This window comes from Tateyamaria pelophila, assembly GCF_019966495.1.
Classification (GTDB): Bacteria; Pseudomonadota; Alphaproteobacteria; order Rhodobacterales; family Rhodobacteraceae; genus Tateyamaria; species Tateyamaria pelophila.
Genome location: NZ_JAIMIA010000137.1, coordinates 1 through 10,838, shown reverse-complemented (window position 1 = coordinate 10,838; position 10,838 = coordinate 1). Strand labels below are relative to the sequence as shown.

Genomic DNA, 10,838 nt, shown 5'->3' with positions numbered 1-10,838 from the left:
CAGCTCCTGAATACGGTAGGCCAGCCTGCTTTCCAGAAAGCTGCGGCTGTTATTCGGGGCAGGGGCATCGAACAGCGCCTGCCATTCCGCCTTCAGGTCGGTGACGGTCATGGCTTTTAACGCAGCCAGGCGCGCCAGTATGGGTTCGTGTGTGGTCATGCAGATCTCCTCTGAGTTGGAGTTGCAGTACCGCTCTGTTTGCGCGGGAAGTGTAGCGAACTGTCTCCACTATTTTGGGATAGAGGGTCGCGATCGAGATCTACGAGGCGCACGACGGCCTTGGCAAGCAGACTATAGAGCTCGGTGCGGCGTTCATGCGCCGTCATGCGGTCTGGGGGCAGGGGGTTGGGGCCCGAGCCGCTACTTTGTGGCTGGTTTTTCATGCAATGCCTCTTCGGGTTCGGCCCCAAGAAGACGGCTGAAAGTCCTGTTTAACAAGCTTAACCAGAAGCTTGTCGACCTATGTCGGTTTGAGTCGCTCTATGGCGGCCGCTCTGTTCAGACGCAGCGGCCATACCAGCGAATCCGGCCAACGATGTTGACCTCGTCCAAGAGGCACTCGTAAGGCGAGTAGTTGGGATTGTCCGAGGTGACGCGAATGCGCGGCGGGTCACTGGAGGGGATATGTTCGATCCGCTTGGCCATCAGGCCCATGCCGTCGTGCAGAACAAAAAGGCCGGGGGGATAGGGCGATTGGCGGCTCATATCGACGAGGATCGTGTCGCCATCGTTCAGGGTTGGCATCATGCTGTCGCCAGTGACGCGCAGGATCCGGAGGCTCTTCGGGGTGGCTTCCAACTCGTCTTCAATCCAGGACAGCCGAAAATGATACAGCTTGCTGGCTTGCTCGTCCTCGGCATGCACAACCGTCCCACCACCCGCTGAGGCTTTTGCCTTGACGCCTGAGATGCCAACAAACGTGGTGTCTGGGGAATAGATCTTGGGCGCCTCGCCCTCGACTGTTCCATCGCCGTCGATCAGCCACTCAACATCGACCTTCAAAACATCTGCAACCTTCTGCAGCTTGGAACGGCTCGGGCGCACGGATTTGCCGCGGATGATGTCGTAAACGAAGGATCGGTTGAGCCCCGAGGCCTCGGCCAGCGCTGCGGGTGTCATGTCGAGTTGAAAAGCCCGCGCCTTCAGTCGCTGCGCGATGTTTGTGACGATCATGGTTATCCCCAGTCAATTGTGGACTAAATAGGATATCTAATCTGTTGAAGTGGGATCGTCAAATGAATAGGAACAATATGTGAACAAAAGAGGCGATGCTGATGCTGATTCCACGAGAATATTTCACCCTGACGGAGGTTCTGGCGGACTGGGGCATTTCAGAGTCGGAGTTAAACTATGTCGTGGAGATGGGTCAGCTGACACTGTCGGTCCGCATCTATGGACCCTTTACCGTCATCGATCGAAAGGACCGTCCTGGTCGGCGCAACCCGGACTTCGAGGGCGTGGTTGATCTCGAGAGACGCGACGCGATGCGTGTGCTGCGCAAACAGTCATGTCCCGTCGCGTGCTTTCTGCAGAATGGCGGCGCCGTGACGACGTCAGAGGGCGGCGCAGATTGGATTGTCTATCGGGACGCTTTGCTTGTGCGCGCTGACGAACGTGAGCAATTGGAAGCCACGGCAATGGCAGCTGGTGCGCCGCATGCCAATGATTATGATCGGTTTTTGGCGTTTGAGCTTCAAGGAAAGCACTACCTGTTCACGGACATGCAGGCGCGGGCTTTGAACTATTTGTTCATCTGCGCCGTCACCGGTGATCCTGAACAGCGCGGTGTGCATATTCTGGAGGCGGCGGGATCGGCCTCGGTGAAGCTGAGTTACCTTTTTTCCAGTCGACGGGGATGGCGTGATATTGTCCTTCCCGTGTCGGGGCGACGAGGCTTCTATATGTTGGAGCCAGCCTTGGTTGTGAGCATGCGTCTCGGTCACTGAGGGCTGATATCTTTGCGTAAACGGGCCCGCTTCGAGCGGGCTTTTTCATGTCTTGAGCGGGCCGTGATTCGCGGCCGTGCCCGATCGACCACATTCATTTGGTTGGCGTTCGGTCGGTGCTTGGTTGGTGAACGGTTGGTGAAGGGTTGGAGCTCCGACCGAAAATTTGTCGAGTATTGAATTTCCAATAAAAATTAAAATTGCTCACCGACCGTTTGTGCCACGACCTCCAACCCAAGGGTTTGGCAAATTGCCCTCATCAACTCGATGAGGACCGCTATGGAGCAAAAATACACCCTATTGAGCACGAAGCTCTTGTCTCGGCGCTGGAACATTGCGCCGCGTACTTTGGAACGTTGGCGCGCTGAAGGCCGTGGGCCGCAGTTCGTACGGATTGGCCGGCACGTGCGCTATCGCCAGACAGACATCCTGGCCTTTGAGGCAAAACATATCGAGGCGGGCGACTCTGAGCAGCGCCTGACTGTTGTCAGGTGTGCCGCATGAGCGCCGCTGTCTTGACCAGCGCGTCGACTGTTTCAGAAATCACGCTGATGGCGTGGGTTGATGTCGCCGAGCCTGGTGCGCGGCTGCTTTATCACCACGGTTTTTTGATCGTCGACACGACCCCGAACGTCTCACTGCTTGGCAAGGACGCCCTCGAAGGCCTGCGGGCCACGGCTGACGCTGCGTATCGGCTTTCAGAGCTTGGCCGCGTCCATCTCTACCAGGAACGACTTGGTCCTGACCACTTTGCCTATTTCGCCATCGCCCGCCCGCACAAGGGCACCGTTCCCTCTGCCTCTGTGAAGCAGCTGGCCGCTGCTGCCTGACCTGTCCCCAAAAAAGGAATCCCAATGACCTATCCCCAAAACACCCCGAGCGTGGATGACATGCTCAACATGCCGACTGGCGATCTGGCGCAGATGCCGGTGGAATTGTTGGCCGCTCTACAAGGCGAGCTGGCCCATGCCGCCAAGCAGCTGCGCATGGCGAGCGCGCGGTTCAACACGGCCCTTGAGGTGCGCTATGCCACCCGCGCCGCTGAGGCGCGCCGGGCTTGCGGCAAGGACACCGGCACTGTGCGCCTCGCGGATGGCAACTACACCGTCGTGGCCGATCTGCCCAAACGGGTCGACTGGGACCAGGAGACGCTTGCAGCCATGGTCGCGCGCATCCGCGCCGCCGGGGACGATCCCGCCCAGTATGTCGACATCACCATAAAGGTGTCGGAGCGGAAATACACGGCCTGGCCTGATGCCATTCGGAAAGACTTTGAGCCTGCGCGCACCGTGAAGACCGGCACGCTGAAGGTCACGCTCGAGATGGGAGAGGGTGCATGAGCTTGCGTATTTTCTCCGCTGACGAGCGCCTGCAGGAGGCGCAAGGCAAAACCACCATCGCACTGTTTGGGCCGAGTGGGTCGGGCAAGACGACCCTCGTCAAGACCATGCCCGAGAAGGAAACGGTTTGCCTCGACCTCGAAGCTGGTCTGAAATCTGTTCAGGACTGGCGCGGCGACAGCCTGCCCATTCGTCGTTTCGCCGATGCCGTCGACATCGCCTGTCTGATTGGGGGCGCAAACCCGGCAGCTCAACCAGATGAGCATTTCTCGGAGGCGCATTACACGCATCTGCGTGGCCTCTACCCCGAGCTGGCCACGCGGCTCGACAGCAAGCGGATTGTCTTCGTCGACAGCATCACTGATTTGACCCGACAGGCTATGGCCTGGGCCAAAGCCCGACCCGAAGCGCTTTCGGAGCGGACCGGCAAACCCGACACGCGCGGCGCGTATGGCTTGTTGGCGCGCGAGGTGATCGGCCTGCTGAAGCATCTGCAGTACGCGCCAGGGCGAACCGTCATCTTCGTCGGCATTCTCGAGAAGGTCGTCGACGACATGAACCGGGCGACGTTCCAGCCGCAGCTGGAGGGTGGCAAGGTCGCACGCGAATTGCCCGGCATCGTCGATCAGGTCCTGACCCTTGATCTGTTCACGCAGGAAGCGGGTGCAGATGGGGCGAGCACCTGGCGCCATGATCCCGACAAAGGAGAGGTCCGGCGTCTTGTTTGTCGTTCCGGCAATCCCTGGGGCCTGCCCGCCAAAGACCGCTCAGGCCGTCTCGACCTGACCGAGCCCGCCGATCTCGGCGCGCTTCTCACCAAAATCAATCAAACCCAGAAAGGATAATTCCCATGACCTTCGATATGAATGACGTCGCCCCACAGCAATCCGGCGATCTGATCCCCGACGGCACATTTGCCAAGGTGACCATGTCCATCCGCAAGGGTGGCACGGACGGGATGAGCGAGGTTGATCGCGGGCTGCTGAAACCCTCGAACCAGCCCGGCAGTGACGTGCGCATGGTCGATGCCGAGTTCACCGTGGCTGAGGGTCCGTTTGCTCGGCGCAAGTTCTGGCAGAACTTCACCGTGCAGGGCGGCAAGCATGACGAACAGGGCCAGTCGATCGGCTGGAAAATCTCCAAAAGCCAGTTCCGGGCCATGATCGACAGCGCGTTGGGGCTGAACCCGGAGGACATGAGCGAGGCCGCCAAGGCCAAGCGCATGCTGCGCGGGCTGGCCGATCTCGACGGCATCACCTTCGTCGCCAAGATCCAGATCGAGCCGAACCGCAACCCGGCCTACAAGGACGCCAACAAGCTCGACCATGTGCTCCTGCCCACTGCGCCCGAATGGCAAAAGGTCATGTCGGGCGAAGCGGTACCTGCGCAGCCCTCCCACAAATCACGTCCCGCGGCCGCCCCGGCGCAGTCCGCTGCCCCGGCATGGGGTCAGTCGCAACCCGCTGCCGCGCCCACCGCAGCTGCATGGAATGCGCCGGCACCCACCCCGCAGCGTCCCGCCCAATCCGAAACGCCGTCCACCGACGCGCCCAAGACCGGTGGCGGCACGCAGCCGTCGCAGGGCCCGGCCTGGCTGAACCCATGAGCCCGGATGACTGGCAGGCGCATGTCACCACGCAAGCGGCGCTCGCAATGGGGCGTTGGCTGGAAGCGCGGGGGCGGCTCGACCGCCCCATCGCCACCCTCACGCGAAAGGATCTCGAATGCATGGCGTCAAACGCGATCAGCCGATTCATCGTGCTGGCCACGCAGCGGCGGACTCAAGGACCCGATCCAGCGGAACGGGAAAAGCTGGACGACCTGCTCATGGGGTGAGCCGCGCCGACCTCGCCCGCCGCGTTCCCTGCGCGCTCTGCGGCAGGGAAGCCAGGGGCTTCGGCTACTGTCACCTGCTGCGATGGGACCGCCATCCCCATCACCGCTTCTGCTCGATGGCCTGCCTCACGGCGGGCTCGGCCAACGCAAAAAGGAACCACGGAATGATCGACAAGACCGACATGGAAACCCGCGCGATCCGTGAGGCGCGCCGCGACCTCGCCGAGGCGCTGACGGAGATGGGGCTGATGGAACCTTTCTTTGATCGCCCGGCCGCTGACATCGACAGCGTGATCGAGGCCTGCGTCGAAGGCTTTCAGGCCTCGATGCAACGCCAGTCCGATGCGGGCGATGTCCCTTTTTGACCCGGAGATGAGTATGCTTGACCTGAACCATAAATCCAGTTGCGTCTACGGACGTGCGGCTATGGACCCCCAGCCCCTCGGGGCGCGGATCAATGCCCATATCGATAAGGCCCTTGTTACGGAGCGTGATAGCCAACGCCCGCGGGACTACCTTGGTGCCAGCCGCATTGGCGAACCCTGCGCGCGCCGGCTCGTCTATGAATTCACCAAAACCCCGGTCGATCCGGGAAAGGACTTCGAAGGACGCACGCTGCGCATCTTCGAGGCGGGCCATGTCTTTGAGGATCTGGCCATCCGCTGGCTGAGGCAGGCGGGGTTTGATCTGCGTACTGAAAAGCGCGATGGCGGCCAATTTGGGTTCGAGACCGCAGGCGGCCGCATCCGTGGTCATGTCGATGGCGTCATCGTTGGCGGCCCCAATCTTGAAATTTCCTGGCCCGTTCTCTGGGAGCACAAGGCGCTGAAGGCGTCGAGCTGGAACGACACCGCCAAGAAGGGCGTGCGGGCCTCGAAGCCGGTCTATTTCGCGCAGATGCAGATCTACATGGCCTATATGGAGCTTGAGGCCGCGCTGTTCACCGCGCTGAACAAGGACACCTGCGAGCTTTACCACGAACATGTGTCCTTTGATGCGGCCGCTGCACAGGCGCTCTCAGACAAGGGGGTGGACGTATTGCGTGCCGCGGATGCAGGCGATCTTCTGCCCCGTGTTGCCGCCCATGCCGATTTTTTCCTCTGCCGCTTCTGCCCCTTCGGCGCGCGCTGCTGGTCGGAGGGTCAGGCATGAGCGTGATCCTCTCGGACGCGCAAATGCGCGCCATAGCCGCCATCCGCGACTGGTATCAGCATCGCACGCATGAGCAGCAGGTGTTTCGGGCGTTTGGGTATGCAGGGGTCGGCAAGACCACCATCACCGCCATGGCGATCGAGGCGCTCGGACTGCGACCCATGACACCCGGCGGTCTGGGCGGCGTGATCTTTGCGGCTTTCACTGGCAAGGCCGTTCATGTGATGATGCAGAAAGGCACCCCGGCCCAGACGATCCACAGCCTGATTTATCGTAATTCCGATGCGTCGCCTGAGGAGATTGCACGGGTGACCGAAGATCTGGCGTCGCTGGAGCGCGACCTGCCGCGCATGGGGCTAGCCGAACGCAGATTTTCCGAAACCCAGATCAGACAACTGAAGTTCAGGCTCGATCATATCCATGAGCCGCGCTTCGTGCTGAACCCGCAATCCGCCCTGCGCGACGCCGACCTGCTGGTGCTCGACGAGGTCTCGATGGTGGGGGAGGACATGGCGCATGACCTCTTGGCATTTGGCAAGCCGATCCTGGTGCTCGGCGATCCTGGCCAGTTGCCGCCCGTGAACGGCACGGGGTTTTTCACCAAAGCTGTGCCGGATGTGATGCTTACCGAGGTGCACCGGCAGGCTGCTGATAGCCCGATCCTGCGGCTCGCGACCATGGCGCGACAGGGACAGGACATCCCCTTTGGTGCCTTTGATGATCAGGTCTGGAAGATGTCGCGCCACGAGGTGAGTCCGGCGCAAATGCTGCACGGTGGTCAGGTGATCTGCGGCACGCATGCCGCCCGTCGGCGGCTCAACACAGCGATGAAGGGCGCTGCCGGGTTCGACGCTGATTATCCCGCAGGCGCGGGCGAAAAGATCATCTGCCTGCGCAATCGCCACGATCTGGGTCTGATCAACGGCATGTTCCTGCATCTGTCAGACGTGCAGGCGCACCCCCGCAATGACAGGGCCTTCCGTGCGACCGTGCGGACCGAGGACGGCACCTGCATCTCGGGGGCGCAGGATTTCTGGCGCGGGGAATTCGATGACCATGTGCGCTTCGATCCCGACTGCCATCGCCGCGAATGGATGGCCTGCCGCGGGCTTATCCAGTCCAGCTGGGGCTACGCGATCACCTGCCACAAGAGCCAAGGAAGCCAGTACCCCACCGTGATCGTCGTGGATGACGGCTTCGGGCACACCGCTGAGGACCGCAAACGCTGGCTCTACACCGCCATTACCCGGGCTGAACACGGCCTGCTGATCCTGTCCTGAAAGGAGTTTAATATGAAAAAGCCATCTCGAGATACGCGTTCGCGCGCAGAACAGGAGGCGAGCCTGCAAGCCATGGCTCGCCGGACCGGGACCAGTGTTGATGAACTGCGTAACCTGGAGCAGGGCTTGCGTGAGATACCAATCGAGCGCTTTCTTGAAAGGTGTTTCGGCAAGAACCATGGCGCGTTCTACGATGCGCGTGAAGACCTTTGGATTGTTCCGAACCGATCGCATCCAGGGCCAGGGTTTGCTTTTACCGCGATCCGGAGCGACCGCAGTTGGTTCAGCGGCGTGGTCCCGCCGGAGGTGTTCCTATGAGCGCCGTGGTGATCGATCTCAACGACGTCATGCCCTTGCGGCCCCAAGCTGATCGCTATGATCTGGACCTGATCGTCCAGCGTCTGCGCGAGACGGCCGAGTACTGGGTGCCGCGGCTGTTCCCGAACGGCAAGCGCGTCGGTGATGAATGGCGGCTGGCCAATATCCGGGGTGATGCGCCGCGCAATACCGGCTCTTGCGTCATCACCTTGCGCGGGCCGCATGCCGGGGATTGGATTGACTTTGACGGCAATGAAGGCGGCGGGCCGATCAGTGCCATTGAGGCGGCCACTGGGCTGACCGGGCGTGATCTGATCGTTGAGTCGGCGGAGATAGCAGGCGTGCAACCCGGAGCCCCGTTGCGCCAGGCCCCTGCAGCCAAACCTGCGCCAAAGCGCGACGCGTCGCAGGATATCGCTTATATCCTGTCCAAGGCCGTCTCCATCATCGAAACCCCTGCCGCGGCGTATCTGCAGGCCCGCAGCCTTGCGCTGCCGGATGCAAGTGACCTGCTGTTTCATCCCGATCTGACGCATTGGGAGACAAAGAGCGGCTATCCAGCGCTTCTTGGCCAGGTGCGCGATCGCAGCGGTGATGTGATCGGGTTGCACCGTACTTACCTCGTTCAGGACGCGAACGAGGTGCGCAAAGCGCCGATCGCCAAGCCCAAGATGATGCTGGGTCGGATAGCCGGTGGCGCCGTCCGATTGGCACCGATTGGCAAAGATGGGCGGGTTGCGCTGTGCGAAGGCATCGAAACCGGTCTCGCGGTCATGACGGCCTGTCCGGACCTGCCGGTCTGGGCGACACTCTCTACCTCCGGACTTGAGCAGGTGGAATTGCCCCCGGCCGGGCAGCGCGTGCTGATCTTGGCCGATCACGATGCATCCGGTGCGGGATTGCGTGCCGCTGAGGCCAGCGCTCGCAGGCTTCGTGCACAAGGCCGAGACGTCGCCATCGCGCTACCGCCCGAGGAGGGCGAGGACTTCAACGACATGTTGCTGCGGGCCGGTTCGTCAGTCGTGGCGCGTTTGATTGAGGCAACAGAACAAGAAGTCGATGCCGATGCCGTGCTGCAAATTGGTCAGCACCGGCCTCTGAACTACCAGGGCACTGGCAACGACATCCCTGTCCTGCGCGCCGACGAGGGCGATCTTGGCCGGGCCGTGGCGCAGGTCTGGAGCGTCGTCATGGCCTCGAACCGCACCCCTTGGGTGTTCCGCTTCGCAGGCCAGCCCACCTGGGTCGTCCCGGATGACGAAGGCCGACCCGTCGCCACCATCCTGAACGAAGAACGTCTGCGGCACATGTTGGCACGCCTCGCCCGCTGGGTGCGCGAAAACGCCAAAGGCGAATTGCTGCCAGCGCCGCCGCCGGTGGCCACCGTGAAATCGGTGCTCGCCACGCCCGATCCGGCGTTGCCGGTGCTCACCGGCATCGTCAATACTCCGGTGTTCGGCCGAAGCGGCACGCTGATCACCGAGCCGGGCTATCACCCGGACGCGCGGCTGCTCTATGTGCCAGCACCGGGCTTCACCGTGCCAGATATTCCGAAGCGCCCCAGTGAGGCTGAAATTGCCGCGGCGCGCGAGTTGATCTGCGAGGACCTCTTCGGGGATTTCCCCTTCACCGGGGAGGCGGAACGCGCGCATGTCGTGGCTCTGCTGCTGCTCGGCTTCCTGCGCGGCATGATTGACGGACCAACGCCGCTACATCTGATCGAAAAGCCAACGCCCGGCACCGGCGCCACGCTGATGGTCGATGCCGTGGCCACGATCCTGACCGGCACTGGGGCCAGCGTCATGACCGAGGGGCGCGATGACGAAGAATGGCGCAAGCGCGTCACCGCCAAGCTGCGCCAGATTCCCTCGATCATCCTGATCGACAACCTGCGTGCCAAGCTCGACAGCTCCGCCGTGGCGGCCGCTCTCACCGCGCCCTTCTGGGAGGATCGTGTGCTCGGGCAGTCCGAAATGACCCGTCTGCCCATCCGCTGCCTCTGGATTGCGACCGGCAACAACCCCGAGTTCTCCAACGAAATGGCCCGCCGCCTTGTGCGCATCCGGCTCGATGCCAATGTTGAACGTCCCTGGCAGCGCGGCGGCTTTCGGCATCCTGACCTGATGGTCTGGATCCGCGCCAACCGCGCCCGCATCGTGGCGGCCTGCCTGATGCTCTGCCAGGCTTGGATTGCCGCAGGCAAGCCGCGTGGCACAAAGACCATCGGGTCCTATGAGAACTGGGCACAGGTCATCGGGGGAGTGTTGGAAACCGCTGGTATCCCCGGATTCCTGACCAACCTCGACGAGATGATGGCAGCTTCCGACAGCGAAGGGGCGGGCTGGAGCGCGTTCATCGCAGCTTGGTGGGATCGGTTCGGAACGGCTCCTGTCGGCGCGGCAGACTTATTCGATGTCGCCGTATTCTGCGATCCGGCTCCGCCCATGAGCGGCGGCACTGAGCGTGCCCAGAAAACAGCCTTTGGAATATCGATTTCGCGCATGCGGGATCGGGTGTTTCGGCTGGAAACACGCGCGGTTCGCGTTCGCAAAGCCGGCGTCTCGCACAAGACAACACGGTGGCAACTCGAGGTTTGTGAGGCTCAGACTCCATCAAAAACGGCAAATCAATCTGAGGTTGGGGGACCTCTGTCTTCAAAGGGGGACCTCAAAAATGGAGGTCCCCCTAGCCAACCTGTTGAAAACATTGGCCGAGGGGGACCTGGGGGACCTGGGGGACCTATTCCGACCCCTTCACACATGCGCATGCGCGCACACGCGCACGATAAGGAGGAGCTGGAAAAAGGTCCCCCAGGTCCCCCAGGTCCCCAAAGCTATGAGAAAACAAAGGCTTATGGAGGGGGACCTCTGGGGGGACCTCAAAATGAAGGTCCCCCAAGGTCCCCATGCCCCGATTGGCTGAAGGAACTCGACCCATGAACATCCAGCCTATCGCAATGCTTTATC

Annotated in this window: 14 protein-coding genes; 12 read left to right on the top strand and 2 right to left on the bottom strand. The window is 61.8% G+C overall.

Translation table 11 applies throughout. The features are described from left to right. On the bottom strand, positions 1-159 hold a 159-nt coding region (locus tag LC354_RS23765; RefSeq protein ID WP_223428463.1), incomplete at its 3' end, for a DUF2924 domain-containing protein. A gap of 339 nt (positions 160-498) precedes the next feature. After that, entirely contained in the window at positions 499-1,173 is a 675-nt protein-coding gene (locus LC354_RS23760; protein WP_223428462.1) for an XRE family transcriptional regulator, read from the bottom strand. A 101-nt stretch (positions 1,174-1,274) separates the two neighbouring features. Here LC354_RS23760 and LC354_RS23755 point away from each other — a divergent pair, with 101 nt between their 5' ends. The 12 genes from LC354_RS23755 to LC354_RS23700 all read left to right on the top strand — a co-directional run bounded on the left by LC354_RS23755 (position 1,275) and on the right by LC354_RS23700 (position 10,811). Continuing rightward, the gene (locus LC354_RS23755; RefSeq protein ID WP_223428461.1) at positions 1,275-1,946 is read left to right on the top strand and encodes a hypothetical protein; all 672 of its coding nucleotides are present in this window, start codon (positions 1,275-1,277) and stop codon (positions 1,944-1,946) included. A 279-nt stretch (positions 1,947-2,225) separates the two neighbouring features. Beyond that, positions 2,226-2,450, top strand: a complete 225-nt coding sequence (locus LC354_RS23750) for a helix-turn-helix transcriptional regulator (protein WP_223428460.1) — start codon at positions 2,226-2,228, stop codon at positions 2,448-2,450. Next, on the top strand, positions 2,447-2,776 hold the full coding sequence (locus LC354_RS23745; RefSeq protein ID WP_223428459.1) for a hypothetical protein: 330 nt from the start codon (positions 2,447-2,449) through the stop codon (positions 2,774-2,776). Before LC354_RS23750 ends, LC354_RS23745 begins: the two co-directional genes overlap by 4 nt. A 24-nt stretch (positions 2,777-2,800) precedes the next feature. Further along, positions 2,801-3,286 carry a hypothetical protein gene (locus tag LC354_RS23740; RefSeq protein WP_223428458.1) on the top strand — a complete coding sequence of 162 codons (486 nt, stop codon included), beginning with the start codon at positions 2,801-2,803 and terminating at the stop codon, positions 3,284-3,286. Then, a complete protein-coding gene (locus LC354_RS23735; protein ID WP_223428457.1) occupies positions 3,283-4,131 on the top strand; it encodes an ATP-binding protein in 849 nt (282 codons plus the stop codon). The genes LC354_RS23740 and LC354_RS23735 overlap by 4 nt, the downstream gene beginning before the upstream one ends. Positions 4,132-4,136: 5 nt before the next feature. Beyond that, positions 4,137-4,892, top strand: coding sequence for a hypothetical protein (locus LC354_RS23730; RefSeq protein ID WP_223428456.1), 756 nt, complete (start codon positions 4,137-4,139; stop codon positions 4,890-4,892). Next, the gene (locus LC354_RS23725) at positions 4,889-5,122 is read left to right on the top strand and encodes a hypothetical protein (protein WP_223428455.1); all 234 of its coding nucleotides are present in this window, start codon (positions 4,889-4,891) and stop codon (positions 5,120-5,122) included. Before LC354_RS23730 ends, LC354_RS23725 begins: the two co-directional genes overlap by 4 nt. 164 nt (positions 5,123-5,286) lie before the next feature. Further along, positions 5,287-5,487, top strand: a complete 201-nt coding sequence (locus LC354_RS23720; protein ID WP_223428454.1) for a DUF6511 domain-containing protein — start codon at positions 5,287-5,289, stop codon at positions 5,485-5,487. Positions 5,488-5,500: 13 nt separating this feature from the next. Then, entirely contained in the window at positions 5,501-6,274 is a 774-nt protein-coding gene (locus LC354_RS23715) for a hypothetical protein (RefSeq protein WP_223428453.1), read from the top strand. Continuing rightward, positions 6,271-7,554 carry an ATP-dependent DNA helicase gene (locus LC354_RS23710; protein ID WP_223428452.1) on the top strand — a complete coding sequence of 428 codons (1,284 nt, stop codon included), beginning with the start codon at positions 6,271-6,273 and terminating at the stop codon, positions 7,552-7,554. Before LC354_RS23715 ends, LC354_RS23710 begins: the two co-directional genes overlap by 4 nt. A gap of 12 nt (positions 7,555-7,566) precedes the next feature. Then, positions 7,567-7,872 (top strand): helix-turn-helix domain-containing protein, encoded by a 306-nt coding sequence (locus tag LC354_RS23705; protein ID WP_223428451.1) that lies wholly within the window; start codon positions 7,567-7,569, stop codon positions 7,870-7,872. After that, positions 7,869-10,811 carry a DUF7146 domain-containing protein gene (locus tag LC354_RS23700; RefSeq protein WP_223428450.1) on the top strand — a complete coding sequence of 981 codons (2,943 nt, stop codon included), beginning with the start codon at positions 7,869-7,871 and terminating at the stop codon, positions 10,809-10,811. Before LC354_RS23705 ends, LC354_RS23700 begins: the two co-directional genes overlap by 4 nt. Positions 10,812-10,838: the final 27 nt, after the last annotated feature.